19 protein-coding genes, 1 tRNA gene and 1 pseudogene are annotated in these 22,189 nt (G+C 59.8%); 8 read left to right on the top strand and 13 right to left on the bottom strand.

Going from position 1 to position 22,189, the window contains the following annotated elements; all coding sequences use genetic code 11:
- A pseudogene (locus C934_RS31985) lies at positions 1-278 on the top strand (IS481 family transposase); the annotation flags it as partial.
- A 38-nt stretch (positions 279-316) separates the two neighbouring features.
- Here the strand turns inward: C934_RS31985 and C934_RS0115100 are convergent.
- The 4 genes from C934_RS0115100 to xylF all read right to left on the bottom strand — a co-directional run bounded on the left by C934_RS0115100 (position 317) and on the right by xylF (position 3,924).
- Positions 317-393, bottom strand: a tRNA-Arg gene (locus C934_RS0115100).
- Positions 394-522: 129 nt separating this feature from the next.
- The gene (locus C934_RS0115105; protein ID WP_018857493.1) at positions 523-1,305 is read right to left on the bottom strand and encodes an ATP-binding cassette domain-containing protein; all 783 of its coding nucleotides are present in this window, start codon (positions 1,303-1,305) and stop codon (positions 523-525) included.
- A gap of 15 nt (positions 1,306-1,320) precedes the next feature.
- Positions 1,321-2,631 carry a sugar ABC transporter permease gene (locus C934_RS0115110; protein ID WP_018857494.1) on the bottom strand — a complete coding sequence of 437 codons (1,311 nt, stop codon included), beginning with the start codon at positions 2,629-2,631 and terminating at the stop codon, positions 1,321-1,323.
- Between the two features lie 252 nt (positions 2,632-2,883).
- The gene (gene xylF / locus C934_RS0115115; protein ID WP_018116461.1) at positions 2,884-3,924 is read right to left on the bottom strand and encodes a D-xylose ABC transporter substrate-binding protein; all 1,041 of its coding nucleotides are present in this window, start codon (positions 3,922-3,924) and stop codon (positions 2,884-2,886) included.
- Positions 3,925-4,149: 225 nt separating this feature from the next.
- On the opposite strand from xylF, the gene C934_RS0115120 reads away from it, so the two are divergent.
- A complete protein-coding gene (locus tag C934_RS0115120; RefSeq protein ID WP_018857495.1) occupies positions 4,150-5,373 on the top strand; it encodes an ROK family transcriptional regulator in 1,224 nt (407 codons plus the stop codon).
- Positions 5,374-5,465: 92 nt separating this feature from the next.
- On the opposite strand, the gene iolG is transcribed toward C934_RS0115120, so the two are convergent.
- Entirely contained in the window at positions 5,466-6,458 is a 993-nt protein-coding gene (iolG, locus tag C934_RS0115125) for an inositol 2-dehydrogenase (protein WP_018857496.1), read from the bottom strand.
- 154 nt (positions 6,459-6,612) lie between these two features.
- Here iolG and C934_RS0115130 point away from each other — a divergent pair, with 154 nt between their 5' ends.
- Positions 6,613-6,876, top strand: coding sequence for a hypothetical protein (locus C934_RS0115130; RefSeq protein WP_018857497.1), 264 nt, complete (start codon positions 6,613-6,615; stop codon positions 6,874-6,876).
- On the opposite strand, the gene C934_RS0115135 is transcribed toward C934_RS0115130, so the two are convergent.
- Both C934_RS0115135 and C934_RS0115140 read right to left on the bottom strand, forming a co-directional pair.
- Complete coding sequence (locus tag C934_RS0115135) at positions 6,877-7,362, bottom strand: hypothetical protein (protein ID WP_018857498.1); 486 nt, start codon at positions 7,360-7,362, stop codon at positions 6,877-6,879.
- A 54-nt stretch (positions 7,363-7,416) separates the two neighbouring features.
- Entirely contained in the window at positions 7,417-8,424 is a 1,008-nt protein-coding gene (locus C934_RS0115140) for a LysR family transcriptional regulator (protein ID WP_018857499.1), read from the bottom strand.
- A gap of 272 nt (positions 8,425-8,696) precedes the next feature.
- On the opposite strand from C934_RS0115140, the gene chvE reads away from it, so the two are divergent.
- The 5 genes from chvE to C934_RS0115165 all read left to right on the top strand — a co-directional run bounded on the left by chvE (position 8,697) and on the right by C934_RS0115165 (position 15,216).
- The gene (gene chvE, locus C934_RS0115145; protein ID WP_018857500.1) at positions 8,697-9,761 is read left to right on the top strand and encodes a multiple monosaccharide ABC transporter substrate-binding protein; all 1,065 of its coding nucleotides are present in this window, start codon (positions 8,697-8,699) and stop codon (positions 9,759-9,761) included.
- Positions 9,762-9,859: 98 nt separating this feature from the next.
- A complete protein-coding gene (gene mmsA, locus C934_RS0115150) occupies positions 9,860-11,398 on the top strand; it encodes a multiple monosaccharide ABC transporter ATP-binding protein (protein WP_025660466.1) in 1,539 nt (512 codons plus the stop codon).
- Positions 11,395-12,603: a multiple monosaccharide ABC transporter permease gene (gene mmsB / locus C934_RS0115155; RefSeq protein WP_018857502.1), complete on the top strand. Its 1,209-nt coding sequence runs from the start codon at positions 11,395-11,397 to the stop codon at positions 12,601-12,603. The genes mmsA and mmsB overlap by 4 nt, the downstream gene beginning before the upstream one ends.
- A 112-nt stretch (positions 12,604-12,715) precedes the next feature.
- Positions 12,716-13,711, top strand: a complete 996-nt coding sequence (gene araD1 / locus C934_RS0115160) for an AraD1 family protein (RefSeq protein ID WP_026371821.1) — start codon at positions 12,716-12,718, stop codon at positions 13,709-13,711.
- Between the two features lie 71 nt (positions 13,712-13,782).
- Entirely contained in the window at positions 13,783-15,216 is a 1,434-nt protein-coding gene (locus tag C934_RS0115165; protein ID WP_018857504.1) for an aldehyde dehydrogenase family protein, read from the top strand.
- An 81-nt stretch (positions 15,217-15,297) separates the two neighbouring features.
- Here the strand turns inward: C934_RS0115165 and C934_RS0115170 are convergent, their stop codons facing one another.
- From C934_RS0115170 to C934_RS33690, 6 genes are all read right to left on the bottom strand, one after another.
- A complete protein-coding gene (locus tag C934_RS0115170; protein ID WP_018857505.1) occupies positions 15,298-16,122 on the bottom strand; it encodes a transglutaminase family protein in 825 nt (274 codons plus the stop codon).
- A gap of 11 nt (positions 16,123-16,133) precedes the next feature.
- A complete protein-coding gene (locus tag C934_RS0115175) occupies positions 16,134-17,075 on the bottom strand; it encodes an alpha-E domain-containing protein (protein ID WP_018857506.1) in 942 nt (313 codons plus the stop codon).
- The gene (locus C934_RS0115180) at positions 17,075-18,484 is read right to left on the bottom strand and encodes a circularly permuted type 2 ATP-grasp protein (protein WP_018857507.1); all 1,410 of its coding nucleotides are present in this window, start codon (positions 18,482-18,484) and stop codon (positions 17,075-17,077) included. Before C934_RS0115180 ends, C934_RS0115175 begins: the two co-directional genes overlap by 1 nt.
- Positions 18,485-18,797: 313 nt before the next feature.
- Entirely contained in the window at positions 18,798-19,439 is a 642-nt protein-coding gene (locus tag C934_RS0115185) for a bleomycin resistance protein (RefSeq protein WP_018857508.1), read from the bottom strand.
- 202 nt (positions 19,440-19,641) lie between these two features.
- A complete protein-coding gene (locus C934_RS0115190; RefSeq protein ID WP_018857509.1) occupies positions 19,642-21,324 on the bottom strand; it encodes a DEAD/DEAH box helicase in 1,683 nt (560 codons plus the stop codon).
- Positions 21,325-21,645: 321 nt separating this feature from the next.
- Positions 21,646-22,032 carry a hypothetical protein gene (locus C934_RS33690; protein ID WP_082728539.1) on the bottom strand — a complete coding sequence of 129 codons (387 nt, stop codon included), beginning with the start codon at positions 22,030-22,032 and terminating at the stop codon, positions 21,646-21,648.
- Between the last annotated feature and the right edge of the window lie 157 nt (positions 22,033-22,189).

Raw genomic sequence — 22,189 nt, forward strand, 5'->3', positions numbered from 1 at the left:
CACCGCGCGCCTACCGCGGCCTACCCGATCTCGACTACCCGTTCCACGACCAGACAGTCACCGTCACAACATGCGGACGCATCTGCTACAAGCGGAAGAAGATCAATCTCAGTCTGGTCTTCGCCGGTCAGGCCGTCGGCATCAAACAGGTCGAAGACAATATCTGGCTGACAAGCTTTATGGACTACGATCTGGGATACTTCGATGATGAGACATGCAGGCTTGAACCTTTGCCGAACCCTTTCGGTCCAAAAGTGTTACCTATGTCTCAGGAATAAAACGTAACCTATGTGTCCAGAACGGACCCGAGAGTTAGTGGCGCACCCGACAGGATTCGAACCTGTGACCTTTGGAATCGGAATCCAACACTCTATCCAGCTGAGCTACGGGTGCATGCCGAGGCGCTTGAATCGCCTTGTCCGATGCGAGGTTCTTAGCCTAGCTTCTCGCTGGCTTCAATCTACAAAATGAAAAGTCCGCCGTTCTTGCGGGCGGCGGACTTTTATGTCTCACGTCTGCGGGTCAGGCCTGCATGGCGCCGGGGCCGGGGATGGCCTTTGGCGGCACCTTGCCGAGGATGATCATGCCGAGCACTTCGTCCTTGGTGACATCTTCGGTGCGGGCATGGCCGACGACCTGGCCGTTCTTCATCACCGAGACACGATCGGCGAGGTCGAAGACGTCGTGGATGTCGTGGCTGATCAGGAAGATGCCGATGCCTTCCTTCTTCAGCTGCTTGATCAGCTCGCCGACCTGCGCCGTTTCCTGGGGCCCGAGAGCCGCCGTTGGCTCGTCCATGATCAGGATGCGGGCATCGAAGAGGATCGCGCGGGCGATCGCCACAGACTGCCGCTGGCCGCCGGAAAGTGCTTTCACCGGCTCCTTGAAGCGGCGGAAGTTGGGGTTGAGGCGGCCCATCACCTCACGCGCGGAGGCTTCCATGGCGACGTCATCGAGCGTGCCCCACTTCGTGCGGATCTCGCGGCCGAGATAGAGGTTGGCGGCGGCATCGACGTTATCGGCGACGGCGAGCGTCTGGTAGATCGTCTCGATGCCGTACTTCTTCGCATCGCGCGGATTGCGGATGTCTGCTGGCTCGCCATTAATCAGGATCTCGCCGCTGTCGCGCTTGTAGGCGCCGGAGAGGATCTTGATGAGCGTCGACTTGCCGGCGCCGTTGTGGCCGAGAAGGGCGACGACTTCGCCGGGGTAGAGATCGACCGAAGCATTGTCCACAGCGTGGATGCCGCCGAAGGAGATCGAGATGTTTTTCATTTCCACAAGGGGAGTGCGTTGATCAGTCATATCTAGGACTCCTCTTTACTTCGACCGCGAGCGATAGACGGTGTCGAGCCAGACGGCAACGACAAGCACGGCGCCCACGACAACATTTTGTATGGGCGTGTCGACGTTGGCGAGGCCCATCCCCGATTGCAGCGACTGCATGACCAGCGCGCCGAGCATTGCGCCGGCGATCGTACCGGTGCCGCCGGCGAGCGAGGTGCCGCCGATGACGGCTGCGGCGATCGTATAGAGCTCGTAGGTCGTGCCTTGCGAGTTGGCGGCGGCGTTGAGGCGGGCGGTCGAGATCGCCGCGGCGACAGCCGCGAGAAAGCCCATAAGCGCGAAGATCCGGACGGCGACCCAGCGGGTCTTGATGCCGGCGAGCTCGGCTGCTTCAGGGTTGCCACCGATCGCGAAGACGTAGCGGCCGAAGCGCAAGCGGGTGGCGATGAAGGTCATGACGATGCCGACGAGAATGGCGATCAGCACCGGCACGGCGATGCCGTAGGAGATGAAGAGCCCCGTTTCCGGCCAGGCGATGTTGTTGGCTTCGGCGTACTTCTTGGCGATCGCCACCGGCCAGTAATAGATGGTGGACACCCAGATGGCGCCAAGGACTAGGGTGCAGCCGAGAACTGCCAAGAAATACTCTGCCCAGAGCGGACGGCGTGGGAAGTTGAAACGCTTGCGCTGGTGGCGCGAGCCGATGATGCCGACGACGATCAGCACACAGGCGACAAGCCCGATGATCCAGCTCCACGTGGCTCCGACAGCCCCTTCAGCGCCGCCGCCCATAATGCGGAACGTCGTGTCGAGAGGTGCGACCGTCTGGCCCGATGTCACGTACCAGGCAAGACCGCGCCAGGCGAGGAAGCCGCCGAGCGTGACGATGAAGGAGGGGACACCCAGGAAGGCGATGATGACGCCCTGGAAAAGACCGATCAGCGTTCCGGCAACCAGACCGCAGACCACCGTGATCAGCCAGGTCCAGGAGTTGTCGAAGCCGAGGTACTGCGGCAGGAATTTCGCCTGGACGACGCCCATGATCATGGCGACAAGGCCAAGCATGGAGCCGATCGACAGGTCGATGTTGCGGGTGACGATGACAAGCACCATGCCGGTCGCGAGAACCGCGATTTCGGTCGTCTGGACCGAGAGGTTCCAGAGGTTGCGCGGCGTCAGGAAGAGCCCGCCGGTGTAGAGATGAAAGCCGATCCAGATGACGAGCAGCGCGGCGACCATGCCAAGCAGGCGCGTGTCGATCTCGGTTGCGCGCAGGAAGCGCGTAAAAGCGTTGCCCTCCGCCGAGCGCGGATGGCTCGATGAGGATTGCGTGATGTTTGCCATGGGTTTGCCGTTTCCCCCATTGTTTGGGCCGTGGCGCGGGTGCCCGAAAAGCCCGAACCGAGGTTGCCCTGTTCTTGAATTGACCACCGAGAGACTTCCGAAATGGCCGCTCAAGGCGCGGCACTATTCTGGCAGGGAATCAAAGCGTTCGGTGCGTTACGAGGCGGGAGTGTCCGTGGAGGAGGCACCATCCGCATCCGGCGCCGCAACGAGACCGCTGCGGCGCCGGCGTGTTGATTGACCTGGCGAAGATTAATCGCAGGCCTTGACGCTGCCGGCCTTTACGCCCTGGCAAGCTTCAGCCTTGGAAATCCAGCCGGCGTCGATGACGACGTTCAGGTTGTCCTTGGTGATGGCCTCCGGCTTCAGGAAGATCGACTGCATCTTCACCTTCTTCGGGCCGCCCTCGAAAGTGGTGACACCGTCGATCTTGTCCATCGTCTTGCCACCAGCGAGGTCGAGCGCGATTTCAGCAGCGCGCTTGCCGAGTTCGCGCGAGTCCTTCCAGACGGAAACCGTCTGAGTACCAAGCGCGATGCGGTTCAGAGCAGCCTTGTCGGCGTCCTGCCCCGAAACCGGAACGGTGCCTGCCATGCCCTGTGCGTCGAGCGCGGCAACAGCGCCACCGGCGGTGCCGTCGTTCGAAGCAACAACGGCGTCAACCTTGTTGTTGTTGGCGGTCAGGAACTGCTCCATGTTACGCTGGGCGTTCTGCGGCAGCCAGCCGTCGGTGTAGGCTTCGCCGACGTTCTTGATCTTGCCGGCATCGACAGCAGCCTTCAACACTTCCATCTGGCCCGAGAACAGGAAGTCCGCGTTCGGGTCGGACGAAGAACCCTTGATGAAGACGTAATTGCCTTCCGGCTTGGCCTTGAATACGCCTTCGGCCTGCAGGCGACCGACTTCCTTGTTGTCGAAGGTGATGTAGAAAGCAGCCGGATTTTCAATCAGGCGGTCGTAGCCGACAACCGGAATGCCTTCAGCAGCAGCCTTTTCGATGGCAGGGCCGATAGCATCGCTATCCTGGGCGAGAACGATGAGTGCATTCGCGCCCTGCGAAATCAGCGATTCAACATCGGTCAGCTGCTTTGCGGCAGACGACTGCGCATCAGCGGAAATGTACTTTGCGCCCTTGGCTTCGAGGGCCTTCTTGATGGCGGCTTCGTCGGTCTTCCAACGCTCTTCCTGGAAGTTCGACCAGGAAACGCCGACGACGAGATCAGCTGCCATTGCGGCGGTGTGCACCGACACGAGGATGGCCGCCCCGGCCATCAGCTTCAAAACAGACTTCATAAATATCCTCCCGAGTGAATAGCGGCCAGCCCCAGCCAGTGGTTCCTCCGGCCGCCGCGGTTCGCTGGCGAGAAATTTGAATTATTTTCTCGACAGTCGAGAAATTAAGTGTCAGAGATTTTTTCAACTGTCAACACCGCACTACCGGCTTCGTTGCGTCGCGAAAAAATTGCTGGAGATGGGGTGTGAGCGAGGGCGGAATGCGAGGGGGAGAGGCCGGCATATATGCTGACCAAGTCGAGCACGGAGTTGGTCCGGCAGAGAAACAGCGTCCTTGTATTAGCTGCGCTTCGACGACATGGGGCGCTGGCGCATACAGAGATTGCCGACTTTACGAAGCTTTCCTCCGCGACGATTTCAGCAATCACGGCTGACCTCGAAAAAGCGCAAATCATTGAAAAATCCGAGCAGCAGCCAAGTAGCGGAAGAGGGCGTCCGCGCGTGCTGTTTCGACAGCGGCGCGACTGCGGCTACCTTGTCGTCGTGATCATTTCATCGGACGGCGTGCAATATTCGCTGGTCGACTACGCAGGCAAACTCATCGACCGGTTCAGCGAGGAAAGGTCGCATGATCCCGCCGGTGCCGAGCGGTTTATTGCCTCTATTAAACAGGGGCTTGCGCGCATTCTTTCACGCTCGAAGCTGCCCCAGGAAAGGGTGCTGCTGATATCGATCAGCAGCAAAGGTCTGGTGCATCCGACCGACCCTGTACTGGTGTGGTCGCCGATTTTCGGCAGCAATCAGATCGACTTCGAATCGGCCTTGCGGCCGGATTGGCAGGCCAGGATTTTTCTGGGGAACGAGACCCAGCTCGTCGCAGCCGCACTCGGCGCACATGAAGCGAATGCGAGGCCGGTTGATTTTCGGTCGCTCGCCGCCTTGTCGCTCGGACATAGTGTCGGGCTCGGCATCGTCCGGAGCACGGGGCCGGGCGAGCGTGAAGTGTCGGCCCCAAATTTTGGACATATGTTGCATATGGCAAACGGCGGCCTTTGTCGCTGCGGCAGCAGGGGATGCATCGAGGCTTATGCTGGCTTCTACGCCATTTTGCGCATGGCCTTCGAAGTGCCGCTCGACACGATCCCAGCCAAGTTCGTGCCGGTCGCCGGGCTCGACAAGATCGCCGCCCAAGCGCGACAGGGGCACCGCATGTCTGCCTTGGCATTCAGGCAGGCCGGTATTGCACTCGGAAATGGGCTTTCGCGTCTGCTAAGTCTGACAGAACGCATGCCGATCGCCATCACCGGGCCGGGAACGCGTTACTATGATCTGTTGCGACCGGGGATCGAGGAAGGGCTTGGCCAGACGCATGTCGTGCGGATGGAGGGAATGCCGGAGATCCGAGTCGTTCCCGACGAATCGATCCTCGTGTTCGAGGGTCATCTCGACCGGGCATTGTCGGTGATCGATCAGGAGCTGGTCTTGTCCGGTATCCAGGGATCGGATTAGCGGTGCGCCTAGCGGATCGTGCAGATGGAACGAGAAATGGCCGGGCAGGGACCCGGCCATTTCACAGGTGGCTTTCGGTCGGGAGAGGGCCGTCAGCCAATCTTGATGAGCTTGCCTTCCTTGACGGACTGCACGGCGGCATCGGCAAGCGCGAGGGCAGCCAGGCCATCGGCGCCCGACGGCGAGATGGTCGCGCCCTTTTCGATTGCGGCGATGAAGCTCGCGATCTCGTTGGCGTAAGCTTCGGTATAGCGAGTCATAAAAAAGTCATGCAGCGGCGGACGGGTATAGCCGTCGCCGTTGGCGACCTCGATCGAGACCGGACGCTGGTTCTCGGCAGCGACCATGCCCTTCGAGCCATGCACTTCGATGCGCTGATCGTAGCCGTAGGTGGCACGGCGGGAATTGGAGATGATTGCCTGCTTGCCGGATTTGGTCCGCAGGATCACGGAAACGCTGTCGTAGTCGCCGGCTTCGCCGATCGCCTTGTCGACGAGGACGGCGGCGGTCGCGCTGACGGCAACCGGCTCTTCGCCGAGCAGGAAGCGGGCCATGTCGAAGTCATGGATCGTCATGTCGCGGAAGATGCCGCCCGAACGCTTGATGTAATCGACTGGCGGGGCGCCAGGATCGCGCGAGGTGATCGTTACCATTTCGACATCGCCGATTCGGCCATCATCGATCGTCTTGCGAACAGCCATGAAGTGCGGGTCGAAGCGTCGGTTGAAGCCGACCATCAGCTTCGCCTTGGTCTCGTCGACGACCTTGATGCAGGCCTTGACGCGGGCAACGTCGAGATCGATTGGCTTTTCGCAGAAGATCGCCTTTCCAGCGCGCGCGAATCGCTCGATCAGTTCGGCGTGGGTGTCGGTCGGGGTGCAGATGACGACGGCGTCGATATCCTTGGCGGCTTCGATCGCGTCGATCGTGCGGACCTCGCAGCCGTAAGCCGATGCGATCGCTTCGGCGGCCTGCGGAAAGGCGTCGGCGACGGCAACGAGCTTGGCATTGGCATCGCCGCTGACGGCCTTCGCATGAACCTTGCCGATACGGCCGGCGCCGAGAAGACCAAATCTGACTGTCATGAGAACCTCCCTTGAATTCGGAACAAATGAACCGAACTGTGATGCTTGTGGAATTTTCATTCCATTTAATGGCTGCCGCGTCAAGCCCGGCGCTCTTTCACATTTACGGAATCCATCCTAAAGACATGTCATCGAAATACCGCGCGGGATAAATATGCAACTCATCGATCCGAACCATCCGGCCTATCGCCCGCTGTGGGCTCGCATCCTGATTGTGGCCGTTTGCTTTGGCTGGGCGCTGGTCGAAATGATCACCGGCGATCCATTCTGGGCGGTCCTGTCGGGCGGCGCAGGCGTCTATGCGGCCTATATGCTGTTCTGGAACTACAAGCCGCAGTCGCCGGAGGCGGACACGGCGCCATCTCCCGATGACGCGGAAGAGGCAGAAGATACAGAAGCCAAGAAGGACGCTGACTAGTCAGCGGGCAAGGTGGCGCAGCGCCTGGTCGATCAGCAGGTTCGCTATCGTCATCCGCTTGGTGGCGTTCTCGCGGAACAGCGGGTTGACGCGATCGGGATGGTTCTGCTTGGCAAAGGCGCGGCGCTTTTCGCTGAGGCTCTGGGCTGTATCACGCGCAGAAATGTCCAGTTCGGCCGCGATATCTTCAGGCGCGATGCGCTCGAGGTGATCGGGCATCACCGGCTCGGGCTCTGGTTCAGGAGGCGGCAAGGGCTCAGGCGACCGCTCGGCCACGGTCTCCGATGCGGCGAATTCCATTGTCTCGAAATATGCCTGGTTGGGTCGCGCTGACGACGCCGAGACGCCTTCCATGACGTCGAACGCGAGGCCGGTATTGAGACCGCTTACGCGGGCGGCGGCGGGTGCATCCTGTTCGACGGTTTCATCGTCCTCCGCCTTCAGGCGGTCGAGCACGGACTGGAACACGGATTGGCCGAACAGCATGATTGCCTCCCTTGGAGGGGCGCATTAGATCCGAACAAGGTGGTGCAAGGCTTGTCAGAGCACTCCCGCCTTCTTGCTTTCGGCCAGTACCAGGTCATAAAGCAGCCGTGCGCTCGGGGGCAGCGCACGTTCCTTGACCGTTATCAGGCTGTAGGGCCTGACGTTGATCTCGAAATCGATCGGCAACACCCGCACATCCGAAGCCTTCGACCGATGGGTCGCCAGGAACTGCGCCACATCGAGCGCGATCGGCGCGATCGCATCCGTCTGGCAAACCGTCGCACAGGTGAGCAGCAGCGAAGAGGTGTTGACGATATTTTCCGGGAGCAGCACGCCGCGAGAAAGGAAGAGGTCCTCGATCGTCCGGCGCAGGAGCGTTCCCGCTGGTTGGAAAACCCAATCATATTGTGGAAGGTCCTCGAGGGAGGCGACCTTCTTCTTCAAGAGCGGATGGCCGCCCCGTACGATCAGACAGGCCTTCTCCACGCCGATTTCCTGGACCTGGAAGAGGCGCGGGTTGAGATCATCGGGAATGCGGCTGATGATGAAGTCATGCTGGGCGGCGAGCAACTCGCGGGCAAGCACGTTGCTCGTTTCAACCTGTATGGTGACCTCTATGCCGGGTAGGGCGCTTCTAACGCGCTTTATCGCCGGCACGACCAGGCTCATGGCTGGGGCAGTGACGGCGCCGATAAAGACGGTACCTCCCTTGCCCGTTTTGAGTTCGGCGATTTCCCGGCCCGCCTCGCGCAGCTCGAGCATGATCTTGCGCGCGCGTCTGGCAAGCGCCTGTCCGAAGGTCGTCAGCACGACGCCGCGTGCCACGCGTTCGTAAAGTGGCGTCTTAACGATCGATTCCATTTCGGACAGGATTCGCGAGGCTGCCGGCTGTGAAATGTTCAGCGCTTCGGCCGCCGCGGAAATCTGCCCGCTATCTTCGATTGCGACGATCATTCGCAGATGATTCAGCTTGAGGCCCAATCGCAAAAAGGCGTCATCGGCAAAGATATCCGTATGAATGTCGACGTGACCATGCGTCTGCGGGTCCGAAATGATCGCCATGGTTGCGGCCTCCCATCCGCGTTCCATTAAAAGTAATACTTTTTAACGATATACCAAAATTGTTATGCACTTTACCAGTTATTCTATTTGACAGTTATGGGATTCCATACCAGTTTGCCGCCGTGTGCTGGTTGGCATTCAACACGTGAGAGCGTGGAGGAGACCTACTTCGTTTCTCACCATCTGAAGTAATTATCCAAGACGGAACCTGCCACAGTTTCGGGGCGGGCGATTTTTCGCACGCGCGTTTATTAACTAAGGGAGAGAGAGATATGAAATCCATTATCTCGTTGATGGCAGCGGCGGCCTTTGGCGTCGCTTCGTTCGTTATGCCGGCTTTGGCAGCCGACAAGGGCACTGTCGGCATTGCGATGCCCACGAAGTCGTCCGCTCGCTGGATCGACGACGGCAACAACATCGTCAAGCAGCTCCAGGACGCTGGCTATGCCACCGACCTGCAGTACGCTGACGACGACATTCCGAACCAGCTGTCTCAGATTGAGAACATGGTCACGAAGGGCGTTAAGGTTCTCGTCATCGCCGCTATCGACGGCACGACGCTTTCCGACGTTCTCCAGAAGGCTCACGACGCAGGCATCAAGGTCATTGCTTATGACCGTCTGATCCGCGACTCGGGCAACGTCGACTATTACGCAACGTTTGACAACTTCAAGGTTGGCGTTCTGCAGGCAACCTCCATCGTTGACGCCCTCGGCCTCAAGGATGGCAAGGGCCCGTTCAACATCGAGCTCTTCGGCGGTTCGCCGGACGACAACAACGCCTTCTTCTTCTATGACGGCGCAATGTCTGTTCTGCAGCCTTACATCGATAGCGGCAAGCTGGTCGTAAAGTCCGGCCAGACCGGCATGGACAAGGTTGGCACGCTGCGTTGGGACCCGGCAACGGCCCAGGCTCGTATGGACAACCTGCTCTCGGCTAACTACACCGACGCGAAGGTCAATGCAGTTCTGTCGCCTTACGACGGTCTGTCCATCGGCATCATCTCGTCGCTGAAGGGCGTTGGTTACGGTTCCGGCGATCAGCCGCTCCCGGTCGTTTCCGGCCAGGACGCTGAAGTCCCGTCGGTCAAGTCGATCATCGCTGGCGAGCAGCACTCCACGATCTTCAAGGACACCCGTGACCTCGCAAAGGTTACCGTCGGCATGGTCAACGCTCTGATGGAAGGCAAGGAGCCTGAAGTCAACGACACCAAGACCTACGACAACGGCGTCAAGGTCGTTCCGTCCTACCTGCTGACCCCGGTCGCAGTTGACAAGACCAACTACGAGAAGATCCTCGTAGAAGGCGGTTACTACAAGGCTGACCAGCTGAAGTAATAATTGTACCAAGTTGGCCGGAACCCCCTGCTTGCGGGTTCCGGTCTTCAATTTTATGATCGCCGCGTCCCTTTGGCTGCTGGCGTTGGATTATGACCATGGACAACACAATCCTCGAAATGCGGAACATCACCAAGACGTTCCCAGGCGTAAAGGCGCTTGAGAATGTGAACCTAAAGGTTCGACAGGGTGAGATCCACGCATTGGTGGGTGAAAATGGGGCCGGCAAGTCGACCCTTATGAAAGTTCTCTCCGGCGTCTACCCAGCCGGAACCTACGACGGCGATATTGTCTACGAAGGCGACGTCCGTCATTTCAAGGCGCTCAAGGATTCCGAAGAAATCGGCATCGTCATCATTCACCAGGAACTGGCACTGGTGCCGCTCCTGTCGATCGCCGAAAACATCTTCCTCGGCAACGAAGTTGCTCAGAATGGCATCATTAAGTGGCAAGAAGCCTTTAAGCGTACGAAAGAGCTGCTGAGCAAGGTTGGCCTCAAGGAGTCGCCGGAAACGCTCGTCACCGACATCGGCGTTGGCAAGCAGCAGCTGGTCGAAATCGCCAAGGCGCTGTCTAAGAGCGTGAAGCTGCTGATCCTCGATGAGCCGACGGCGTCACTCAACGAAAAGGATTCCGATGCACTGCTGGACCTCCTGATCGAGTTCCGCAACCAGGGCCTGACGTCGATCATCATCACGCACAAGCTCAACGAAGTTCGCAAGGTCGCTGACCAGATCACGGTTCTGCGCGACGGCATGACCGTCAAGTCGCTCGACTGTCAGACCGAAGAGATCAGCGAAGACATCATCATCAAGAACATGGTGGGCCGCGAACTCGCCGATCGTTATCCGCCGCGCTCCGTGCCGATCGGCGAAACGATCCTCGAGGTGAAGAATTGGAACGCTTTCCACCAGCATCACCGTGACCGCCAGGTTCTGCACGACATCAACGTCACCGTCCGCAAGGGCGAAGTGGTTGGCATCGCGGGCCTGATGGGCGCCGGCCGTACCGAATTCGCAATGAGCCTGTTCGGCAAATCCTATGGACACAAGATCCATGGTGACGTGTCGATGCACGGCAAGCCGGTCGATGTCAGCACCGTTCGCAAGGCCATCGACGCGGGTCTTGCCTATGTGACCGAAGACCGCAAGCATCTTGGTCTCGTACTCGGCGAGAACATCGTTCACAACACGACGCTCGCCAATCTGGCCGGGGTCTCGAAAGCCACGGTCATCGACACCATCAAGGAATCGAAGATCGCATCGGAATACCGCTCGAAGCTGCGCATCCGTAGCTCCAGCATCTTCCAGGAAACGGTCAATCTCTCCGGCGGCAACCAGCAAAAGGTTGTGCTGTCGAAGTGGCTGTTCTCCGACCCCGACGTCCTGATCCTGGACGAACCCACCCGCGGTATCGATGTCGGTGCAAAATACGAAATCTATACTATCATCAACCAGCTCGCAGCCGATGGTAAGGGTGTTCTGATGATCTCATCGGAAATGCCGGAACTGCTTGGTACGTGCGACCGCATCTACGTCATGAATGAAGGACGTATCGTTGCGGAACTGCCAAAGGGAGAGGCGAGCCAAGAAACCATCATGCGCGCTATCATGCGCTCAGGGGAGAAGAAACAATGACTCCGGTCAACCCTTCAGCCACCGAGGAAAGCAACGTCGTTTCCGTTGCGGACTATATCCGCGCCAACATTCGCGAATACGGCATGCTTATCGCGCTCGTCGCGATCATGGTGTTCTTCCAGTTCTACACGGGCGGCATTCTGTTCAAGCCGGTCAACCTAACGAACCTCGTTCTGCAGAACTCGTTCATCGTCATCATGGCGCTCGGCATGCTGCTCGTCATCGTGGCCGGCCACATTGACCTTTCGGTCGGATCCATCGTTGCCTTCGTCGGCGCGGTGGCGGCTATCATGACCGTCAACTGGCAGATGAACTTCGTACTTGCGGGCATTCTCTGCCTGGTCATCGGTGGCGCCATCGGTGCTGCGCAAGGCTACTGGATCGCGTATCACCGCATTCCGGCCTTCATCGTCACGCTCGCCGGCATGCTCGTCTTCCGCGGCCTGACGCTGTTCGTTCTGGGCGGCAAGAACATCGGCCCGTTCCCGAAGGACTTCCAGGTTATCTCGACGGGCTTCCTGCCAGGCGAAATGATCGATATCGCCGGAATTCCGCTGCATTCCACGTCGCTGGTGCTGACCGTGCTGGGAACTGTCGTGCTCTTCTATGTCGCCTGGCGTCGCCGCAAGGTCAACGAGAGCCATGGCATCGATGTCGAGCCTTATGGCTTCTTCATCGCCCAAAACGTAATCATCTCGTTGGCGATCCTGTTCCTTGGCTTCCAGCTTTCCACCTACAAGGGCCTGCCGAACGTTCTCGTCGTCATGCTCGTGCTGATCGCGGCCTACACCTTCGTGACGCGCCGTACCACGATCGGTCGCCGCATCTACGCAATGGGCGGCAACGAGAAGGCAACCAAGCTGTCCGGTATCAACACCGAGCGCCTGAGCTTCTACACCTTCGTCAACATGGGTGTCCTGGCTGGTCTCGCCGGCATGATCATCGCGGCTCGCCTGAATTCGGCGACCCCGAAGGCAGGCGTTGGCTTCGAGCTTGACGTTATCGCGGCCTGCTTCATCGGCGGAGCTTCGGCATCCGGCGGCGTTGGCAAGATTACCGGTGCCGTCATCGGCGCGTTCATCATGGGCGTCATGAACAACGGCATGTCGATCGTCGGTCTCGGCATCGACTTCCAGCAGATGGTCAAGGGACTGGTGCTTCTCGCCGCCGTCTTCTTCGATGTCTACAACAAGAACAAGGGCTAAGCGCTCCGGCGCTGCCCAGGCATTCGCAGTCATGTGAACTTGCCAATCCGGCTCATTCTGGGAGCCGGATTGGCGAAGCATTTTCCGCGTTATCGAAAAAAGGATGAAGACCGTGCTGATTTCGCAGATCAAGGGTTCGAACGGAGAGATCATTGTCGCCGTGCGCGAGCCGGGCGGTACCGCGAAGGCCGTCAAGAACGCAGGCAGCGTCTATGCGCTGGCCATGGAAGCCGCAAACGGCGGCAAGTCGCTGTTGCAGGTGATTGAAGCACACGGCCTCGGCGATGCAGTCGACCTCGAAAAGGCTTATGCCGAAGGCAAGTTTCTGCCGCCGATGACGCATCCCGACGCTGCGCACCTGCATCTGACGGGCACGGGGCTGACGCATCTAGGCTCGGCTGCAACGCGCGATTCCATGCACAAGAAGACCTCCGAGGCGGCTGAAGAAACCCTCACCGACTCGATGAAGATGTTCAAGATGGGTCTCGAGAACGGCAAGCCGAAGGCCGGCGAGAAGGGCGTTCAGCCCGAGTGGTTCTACAAGGGCAACGGCTACGGTTCGGCTGCTCCGGGCGCGCCGCTCGTTTCTCCCTCCTTCGCGCTCGATGGCGGCGAAGAGCCTGAAATGGCGGGGATCTACGTCGTTGCGGAAGACGGCACACCCTTCCGCATCGGCTTTGCGCTGTCGAACGAGTTTTCCGACCACGTGACCGAGCGGATCAACTATCTCTACCTCGCGCACTCCAAGCTGCGCCCGGCAAGCTTTGGCCCGGAAATCCGCATTGGCGTTGCGCCTGAGGATATCCGCGGCACCTCGCGCATCAAGCGCGGCGACAAGGTGATCTTCGAAAAGCCGTTTCTGTCGGGCGAAGCGAACATGTCGCACACGTTCGCCAACCTCGAATACCATCACTTCAAGTACGGCCTGTTTCGTGTGCCCGGCGACGTCCACGTCCACATGTTCGGCACCGCGACGCTCTCCTTCGCGGAAGGCATCAAGGCTGAAGAGGGTGACGTCTTCGAAATCGAAGTCGCCGAATTCGGCTTGCCGCTGCGCAACCCTCTGAAGATTGCCGCCGAAGAAGAGATTGCCGTCAAGCAGCTCTGATTTCGCAAGGCCCGGCCGCTTCGACGGCCGGACCGTTTTTAATGGAACGGTGAAGGAGGCCCAGTCGGCCCATGACCATTTATAAGAACCTCATTGCCGGCGAATGGGTCGGCACGGACGCGACGAAGAACATCAATCCGTCGGATACCAACGAGGTCGTTGGCCTCTATGCGGATGGTTCGGCCGAAGACACGAAGAATGCGATCGCCGCCGCCAAGGCTGCTTTCCCGGCTTGGTCGCGCTCCGGCATCTGGGAGCGTCATGTCATCCTGAAGACGGCCGGCGACGAGATCATGGCTCGCAAGGACGAGCTCGGCGCTCTGCTGGCCCGCGAAGAAGGCAAGACGCTTCCCGAGGCAATCGGCGAGACCATTCGTGCATCGCAGATCTTTGAATTCTTTGCCGGCGAAGCGCTGCGTCTTGCAGGCGAGGTCATCCCGTCTGTTCGCCCGAATATTGGCGTCGAGATCACCCGTGACCCGCTCGGCGTCATCGGTATCATCACGCCCTGGAACTTCCCGATCGCGATCCCCGCCTGGAAGATCGCGCCGGCGCTCTGTTACGGCAATACCATCGTCTTCAAGCCGGCCGAACTCGTCCCGGGCTGCTCGTGGGCGATCGTCGACATCCTGCACCGTGCCGGCCTGCCAAAGGGCGTGCTGAACCTCGTCATGGGTAGGGGTTCGGTTGTCGGCCAGGCCATGCTCGACAGTCCTGATGTTACGGGCATCACCTTTACCGGTTCCACCGGTACCGGCCGCCGCGTCGCTAGCGCCTCGATCGAGCATAACCGCAAGTTCCAGCTGGAAATGGGTGGCAAGAACCCGATGGTCGTCCTCGACGATGCCGACCTTGGCGTCGCCGTCGAAGCAGCCGCCAATTCCGGTTTCTTCTCCACCGGCCAGCGTTGCACGGCGTCTTCTCGCCTGATCGTTACCGAAGGCATCCACGACAAGTTCGTCGCGGCGCTAACGGAAAAGCTGCAGACGCTTGTTGTCGACAATGCGTTGAAATCGGGCACGCACATCGGCCCCGTGGTCGATGAAAAGCAGCTGAAGACGGACACCGACTATATCGAGATCGGCAAGAAGGAGGGCGCCAAGCTCGCCTTCGGCGGCGAACTCGTCACCCGCGAAACGCCCGGCTTCTACCTGCAGCCGACGCTGTTCACGGAGGCCACGAACCAGATGCGCATTTCGCGCGAGGAAATCTTCGGACCGGTTGTCTCGGTCATCCGCGTCAAGGACTACGAAGAAGCGCTGGCAACCGCCAACGACACGCCATTCGGCCTGTCTGCCGGTATCGCCACGACGAGCCTCAAGCACGCGACGCATTTCAAGCGAAACTCCGAAGCGGGCATGGTGATGGTCAACCTGCCGACCGCAGGCGTGGATTTCCACGTTCCGTTCGGTGGCCGCAAGGGATCGTCCTACGGTCCGCGCGAGCAGGGCAAATACGCGGCCGAGTTTTACACGAGCGTCAAGACGGCCTATACGCTGGCCTAACGATGGCCCAAAACGATCCGAGCCGCTATGCGGCGGCTCGGACAACGGTATCTCGATATGAGTTCTTCGGAAGCCAGCCCTTCAGCTCTGGCTCTGGCTTTGCATCTGCCCCCGATCTTCAACCTTGACCACGACAGAGAGCTTTTCCCCCGGCGTGCCGATGCGCATGCCTGAAACGGGAGCCGCATCGCGGTAGCAGAGGCCGGAGGCGACACGCACATAGCGTGCGTCGGGGCAGATATTGTTGGCCGGATCGAAGCCGACCCAACCGAGGCCCGGGAGGTGCGCTTCGGCCCAGGCGTGGGTCGCCGACTGCTCGATCTTCTCTTCCATCATCAGGTAGCCGGAAACGTAGCGGGCCGGCACGCCGAGGCTGCGTGCGGCGGCGACAAAAATATGGGCATGGTCCTGGCAGACGCCGCTCTTCTTCTCAAGCGCTTGCTCAGCCGTGGTCTCCGTGTCGCTGGTCCCAGGCAAGTAGGTCACGGTCTCATGTATGCCGGACATCAGCGCGTGCATGCGAGCAAGCTCGTTCTCGCCGCTCACACCCTTGGTGAGTTCCTTGATCAGCTTTCCGGACTTCGTCCTCGGCGTTTCACGCAGGAAAAGCCAGAGCGGGCAGAAGCCGCTATGGGGGCCGAGTACCCCATTTCGATCTTCCGTTTCGACCTCGCCTTCGGCCACGATGCGTGTCGCCCGCTGCTCGCCTTCCAGCGAGACGAGGTTGACGTGGTTGCCAAACTGATCGTCGTATTCGACTTCGGGCCTAGCGCCCTCAACCTGCAGCGACCAGTTGATGACTGACTGTCCGGGAACGGAGAGCGGTGTCAGCCGCAGCCGCTGCAGCGAGAAGGCCGCCGGTTCTTCGTAGTGATATTCGGTGACGTGGCTTATCTTAAGCTTCATCTCATGCCCGCCTATGCATAGAACCGGTAACCATCGGAAATTTCCATGCCGAGCTGGTTGTTGCGTGTGACGAAATCTTCCAGAAATTCATGCAGGCCCTGATCCATGATCTCCTTGATGGCACGTGTCTGGAGTGTCTTGCGGATGGAATCGGCCGTATCATGCGCCGGCAGCCGCTCACCGTAATCCTTGGCGAGATAGCCGAGTTCGCTGACGATCTTCTCGTAGCAATAGGCGAGCGAACGCGGCATCTGGCCGTTCAGGATCAGGAAGTCGGCGATATTCATCGACCGATATTCGCCGTCATACGCCCAGCTGTAGGAGCGGTGGGCGGAGACGGAACGCAGGATCGATTCCCACTGGATGTTGTCGATCGACGTGCCGACGGCCGAGACCGAGGGCAGGAGCACATAATACTTCACGTCGAGAATACGGCTCGTATTGTCCGCGCGCTCGATGAAGGTTCCGATGCGGGCGAAATTGTAGAGTTCGTTTCTGAGCATCGAGCCGTGGAAGGCACCGCGGATCAGCCCGGCGCGATGCTTGATGGCATCGATTGCCTCCGGCATCTCGGCGGCCTTCAGCCGCTTCGAAAGTAGCGATTTTAGCTCGATCCAGAACTCATTGGTCGCTTCCCAGGTCTCGCGGGTCAGGGCGGTGCGCACCATGCGGGCGTTGTTTCGCCCGTAGTCGACGCAGGACATGACGCTTGAGGGATTGGAGCGGTCTCGCAGCAGGTAGTCGATCGCGTCGGCGCTCGTCAGCTTGCTGTGCCCCTCGTCAAAGGTCTCGCGCACGCCGGCGCTTTGCAGGACGCCGTCCCAGTCGTCGTCGCCGGTTCCGCTTCGGGTCAGCGACATGCGCAGGCCGGCATCGATGAGGCGCGCTATGTTTTCTGCGCGTTCGATGTAACGGAACATCCAGTAGAGTCCGTTTGCAGTTCTTCCGAGCATCAGTCCTCCAATACCCAGGTATCTTTTGTGCCGCCGCCCTGGCTGGAATTGACCACCAGCGAACCCTCTTTCAGGGCCACGCGCGTCAATCCGCCGGGAATGATCTGCACCTTGTCGGAGACGAGAACATATGGCCGCAAGTCCACGTGACGTGGCGCAATGCCTTTGTTGACGAGGATCGGCACGGTCGACAGCGAAAGTGTTGGCTGCGCGATGTAGTTGGCGGGCTTCGCCTTCAACTTCTCGGCAAAATCGGCGCGCTCCTTCTTGGTCGCCGTCGGGCCGACCAGCATGCCGTAGCCGCCGGAGCCGTGTACCTCCTTGACCACGAGTTCCTCGAGGTGCTCGAGCACGTATTTGAGGCTCTGCGGCTCGGAACAGCGCCAGGTCGGCACGTTTTCGAGGATCGGCTTGCGTCCGGTATAGAATTCGACGATCTCGGGCATGTAGGAATAGATCGCCTTGTCGTCCGATATGCCGGTGCCCGGCGCATTGGCGATGGTGATGTTGCCGGAACGATAGACATCCATGATGCCGGGGATGCCGAGTGCTGAATCCGGCCGGAAGGTGAGGGGATCGAGGAAGTCGTCGTCGACGCGGCGGTAGAGCACGTCGATCGCCTCATAGCCGCGGGTCGTGCGCATCTTCACCTTGCCGTCGATGACGCGGAGGTCCGAGCCTTCGACAAGCTCGACGCCCATCGTGTCAGCCAGGAACGAGTGCTCGTAATAAGCCGAGTTGTAGATGCCGGGTGTCAGGACCGCAACGCGTGGCTTGCCCTTGCAGCCCGGAGGCGCGAGCGATGCCAGGCTCTGGCGCAGCAGATAGGGATAGTCTTCGACCGGCCGGACCTTGTTGGCATGAAACAGGTCCGGAAACATCTGCATCATCGTTTCACGGTTTTCCAGCATGTAGCTGACACCGGAGGGTGTGCGGGCGTTGTCCTCCAGCACGTAGAACTCGTCCTCGCCGGTGCGCACGATATCAGTGCCGACGATATGCGTGTAGACGCCGCCGGGCGGCCGGAAGCCGATCATCTCGGGCAGGAAGGCGTCATTCCTCTCGATCAGTTCGCGCGGTATGCGACCGGCGCGGATGATTTCCTGCTTGTGGTAGATGTCATCGAGAAAAGCGTTGAGGGCGATTACCCGCTGCTCGATACCCTGTGCGAGCTTGCGCCATTCGCGACCTGAGATGATGCGGGGGATGATGTCGAAGGGAATGAGCTTTTCGGAAGAGTCTGCGTGTCCGTAGACCGCGAAGGTAATGCCAGTCTTGCGGAAGATGTTCTCCGCGTCCCGGGATTTTGCAATCAGATGCGCTCGATCTTGGTTACTGTACCACTCAAAGTATTTTTCATATGGCTGTCGCGGACTTTCGCCCCCGGTGATCATTTCATCAAATGCCAAAGGTGTGGCTCCCCTTTTTTGTTCATTTGAATACAACGCAAATGGCAATGCAAGAACCATGCACAGTTTGAACGCGAGATTCGTGAATCCTTCTCGAGGGCCAAAACAGACGAAAAACTGGGCATTTATCGATAGCTGGCGTCGACACGCCCGCCGTCAATCCTCAGCGTCCGCTCAAAATGTGAGCAGATGAACATTTTCGAGCCGAAAACCGATTCAATTTCGGGCTGAGCGCCGGGTATACGGTTGCGCGAGCATCAGGGAAACTTCAGGTAAGCATCAATGCTTCAGATACGACCGAGCTGCAGCGGGCTTAGGTCGCCTCGCCTGAAAACGCGATCAGGTTTCCGTCGGGGTCCTGCACGATGAAGCTGCGTGCGCCCCATGGCTCGGTGCGCAGGGGCTGGTGGAACGATGCGCCGGCGGCCTGATACTCCAGGTACAGCCGCTTCGGATCGTCGGCCGTTAACGTTGCGGAGAGGGCGTCGACTTCTCGCGCTCTGAAGCCAGCGTCGAAGACCGGCCCGCCGACCTTTCGCAGGTTCAGGCGCGCGCCGTCGCGAAACACCTGGGCATAAAATGGCGGCTCTCCGTACTGGAACGCCACTTCAAAACCCAGTTTCCGAACATAGAACTGGCACGAGGCAATGATATCGGAGACGAAGAGTTGCGGCTCCGCGGAGAGGACGAGCGGACGTCTACTGTCCGACGCTTTCGATTTCGTCATGGTTTCGATCCCTTTGACCAGCGCCGGCCAATCCGTAAAGCCATGCTTTCGGGCAACAAGCTCCTGAGCATCGCTGAGCTTGAAGTCGGCGTCCAATATTTCTCGATCGCTTTGATCTCGATATCTGGGCAGGATCCACCTGATCTGCGCCGCAACCGGATAGTACCGTTCGCGATGCCATCGCAGGTATGTCTTGGCTTGTTTTCTGAGGTTTTCGATATTTGGCATGGGCGCGGCTTACGTTTGACTTTGTCGTACGTAGGCGGGCAATGCCCCTCCGGCCCGAAGCCGACGCGCCCTACAGCAGCACCAGCATGCTAATGCAATGGGCCAATTGCCACAAGGCGAGATTGTAAGGCCGCGGGATCATTTGGCGTCGTGAGACGCGTATTGCAAAGGGCGGGATTTCTCCCGCCCTTTCTTTTTTCAATTAGGCGCGTTCACGGCGCTGACCGTTGCCACCGCGCGACGGACCGCCGCGACGGTTTCCGCCGTTGCCTTCGCGACGTTCGCCGCCGTGGGCCTGCGCGCCACGATCTTCACCGTGTTTGCGGGCCGGGCGGCCGTGCGCATTGCGGGCGCCGCCGCCGGGATGATGACGGTTCTCGCCATTGGCATGGTTGCCATGCTGGGGGCGCTGCGGCTTGCGGGCCGGACGGAAGTCCGACGTTGCCGCCAGATCGTTGTCGGGGCCGGACGTCATCGGCGTAGCCTCGCCACGGCGCTGGCCGCGGAAGTCTTCGTTGCGCTGGGTTTGGCGCTCAGGACGCGGACGACGCTCGCGGCGCTCCTCATTGTTGGCGCGGACTTCGTCGCCAGCTTCAGGGCGCGGACGACGCTCCGGGCGGCCACCTGCACGATGGCCTTCGCCACGGCGCTCACCGCCACGGTTTTCACCACCACGACCCTGGCCGCGGTTGCCGCCATTGCCATTGCTGTTGCCACTGCCATTGCCGCGGCGCGGAGTGGCGTTCATGTTGGCAGGCGCTTCACCACTGGCTACAGCGATGTTGATGTTCATCAGGCGTTCGATGTCGCGCAGGAGACGGGTTTCGTCAGGTGCACAGAAGGCGATCGCGATGCCGTCACGACCAGCGCGGGCCGTACGGCCGATGCGGTGGACGTAGGCATCCGGAACTTCCGGCAGGTCGTAGTTGTAGACGTGGCTGACGGCCGGGATGTCGATGCCGCGGGCGGCAACGTCGGTCGCAATCAGCGTCTTGACGTCGCCGTCACGGAAGGCCTTGAGGGCGCGCTCGCGCTGGCCCTGGCTCTTGTTGCCATGGATGGAAGTGACCGAATAGCCAACGTGGTCGAGGTGCTTCATCAGCTTCTCGGCGCCGTGCTTGGTGCGCAGGAAGACGATCGCGCGTCCGTCAGGGTTCTCGGTGAGTGACTTCTTTAGGAGGTCCGTCTTGTCGTTCTTGCCGTTGACGAAGTGGACATACTGCTCGACCTTGTCGGCAGCCTTGCCCGGAGGTGTCACTTCGACGGTGACCGGGTCCGTCAGGTATTCGCCGGCGAGGTCGGCGATCGATTTCGGCATGGTTGCCGAAAACAGCATCGTCTGGCGCTTCTTCGGCACCATCTTGGCGATCTTGCGCAGGTCGTGGACGAAGCCGAGGTCGAGCATCTGGTCGGCCTCGTCGAGAACGAGGTAGCGTACGGCGGTGAGGCCGATGGCGCGGCGGGCGACGAGGTCGAGCAGGCGGCCGGGCGTGGCAACGAGGATGTCGGTGCCCTTTTCGAGCTGCAGCTGCTGCTTGTTGATCGAGACGCCGCCCACGACGACGTTGATGCGCAGGTGCGACTTGCGCAGGAAGTTCTTAAGGTTCTGGGCGATCTGGTTCACCAGTTCGCGGGTTGGGGCGAGGATCAGCGTACGGGTGGTACGGTTGTCCGGACGCCGCTCTTCAGGGATGATCTTTTCGATGATCGGCAGGCCGAAGGCGGCCGTCTTGCCGGTGCCTGTCTGAGCAAGGCCGATAAGGTCGCGGCCTTCGAGAAGAAGCGGGATCGCCTTTTCCTGAATGGGGGTCGGCTTTTCGATGCCGAGTTGGAAAAGTGTGGCGACGATCGGCTTGGAGATGCCAAGCGATTCAAAATTGGTCAAGTCATAACCTTTTTAGGGCGCGCCAAAAAAATCGGCCGGATCGCAAAATGCGGCCCGGTGTCATTCTGGCGTCAAGAACCCCGCGTGAAGTGGGAACTTGTCTTGTTGGAAAAAGCTTTCCAGCGCTTCTTGCCCGCGTCTTGGGATGCGGCCTGTACGAAATGCGCTTTTGCCCTTCTTCCTGCTCCTATTTGCTGGCAGGGGCACGCTCACGCGGCGGCCGGAAGGTGAAAGCTGGCCTGCATTTGGTCTAGTTGGGGCCAAAAGTCAAGAGCACAGGCTCAACGCCCACCGCAGCGACACCCTATGCCAGCGCCGTTCTCAGTAGCAGACCCGTGTCCGGTAAGCGTCGCCCCAACCGTTGTGCCGCCATACGATATGGCACCGAGGCGCGTAGTAGTACCGCGAATAAGGCCTGTAATAGCTCCGATATGCCGGCCTGTAGTAGCCCCCATAATAGGGTTGGTAGTACGGCCTATAGTAGGACCTGTAATACGGCCGATAGTACGGTCGATAGTATGGGCCCGGATAGCCGTAATAGGCGTAGGGGCGCCCAACCTGCGACAGCAGCAGGCCGCCGACTGCTCCAACGGCAACGCCTCCCCAGAAGTCATGATTGGCGTTCGCGGGCGTTGCCGGGATGAGGGTTGTACCCGTCAGGGTCAATGCCATTAAGCCCGCCGCCATGCTTTTATGAAGTACGGACATGGTCGTCTCCTTTCGTAGACGATGCTTGTTCCTGAAGCCGTCAGGCGAAACCGTTCGGGTATACGGGCCAACTGAACGAGTTCATTTTAGAAACGAGTGAAACTATACCACAGTTCCGCAGGGTTTATTCGGTTTGAACTGCTGCATCGCAGCGGCC

Origin of the sequence: Rhizobium sp. 42MFCr.1 (genome assembly GCF_000377185.1) — a bacterium.
In the GTDB taxonomy this organism is placed as follows: domain Bacteria; phylum Pseudomonadota; class Alphaproteobacteria; order Rhizobiales; family Rhizobiaceae; genus Rhizobium; species Rhizobium altiplani.

Bases quoted from the DNA above. Each gene is read 5' to 3' on its own strand.
- C934_RS0115105 (WP_018857493.1), bottom strand. From the start codon at position 1,305: ATGACTGATCAACGCACTCCCCTTGTGGAAATGAAAAACATCTCGATC.
- C934_RS0115110 (WP_018857494.1), bottom strand. From the start codon at position 2,631: ATGGCAAACATCACGCAATCCTCATCGAGCCATCCGCGCTCGGCGGAG.
- xylF (WP_018116461.1), bottom strand. From the start codon at position 3,924: ATGAAGTCTGTTTTGAAGCTGATGGCCGGGGCGGCCATCCTCGTGTCG.
- C934_RS0115120 (WP_018857495.1), top strand. From the start codon at position 4,150: ATGCTGACCAAGTCGAGCACGGAGTTGGTCCGGCAGAGAAACAGCGTC.
- iolG (WP_018857496.1), bottom strand. From the start codon at position 6,458: ATGACAGTCAGATTTGGTCTTCTCGGCGCCGGCCGTATCGGCAAGGTT.
- C934_RS0115130 (WP_018857497.1), top strand. From the start codon at position 6,613: ATGCAACTCATCGATCCGAACCATCCGGCCTATCGCCCGCTGTGGGCT.
- C934_RS0115135 (WP_018857498.1), bottom strand. From the start codon at position 7,362: ATGCTGTTCGGCCAATCCGTGTTCCAGTCCGTGCTCGACCGCCTGAAG.
- C934_RS0115140 (WP_018857499.1), bottom strand. From the start codon at position 8,424: ATGGCGATCATTTCGGACCCGCAGACGCATGGTCACGTCGACATTCAT.
- chvE (WP_018857500.1), top strand. From the start codon at position 8,697: ATGAAATCCATTATCTCGTTGATGGCAGCGGCGGCCTTTGGCGTCGCT.
- mmsA (WP_025660466.1), top strand. From the start codon at position 9,860: ATGGACAACACAATCCTCGAAATGCGGAACATCACCAAGACGTTCCCA.
- mmsB (WP_018857502.1), top strand. From the start codon at position 11,395: ATGACTCCGGTCAACCCTTCAGCCACCGAGGAAAGCAACGTCGTTTCC.
- C934_RS0115165 (WP_018857504.1), top strand. From the start codon at position 13,783: ATGACCATTTATAAGAACCTCATTGCCGGCGAATGGGTCGGCACGGAC.
- C934_RS0115170 (WP_018857505.1), bottom strand. From the start codon at position 16,122: ATGAAGCTTAAGATAAGCCACGTCACCGAATATCACTACGAAGAACCG.
- C934_RS0115175 (WP_018857506.1), bottom strand. From the start codon at position 17,075: ATGCTCGGAAGAACTGCAAACGGACTCTACTGGATGTTCCGTTACATC.
- C934_RS0115185 (WP_018857508.1), bottom strand. From the start codon at position 19,439: ATGCCAAATATCGAAAACCTCAGAAAACAAGCCAAGACATACCTGCGA.
- C934_RS33690 (WP_082728539.1), bottom strand. From the start codon at position 22,032: ATGTCCGTACTTCATAAAAGCATGGCGGCGGGCTTAATGGCATTGACC.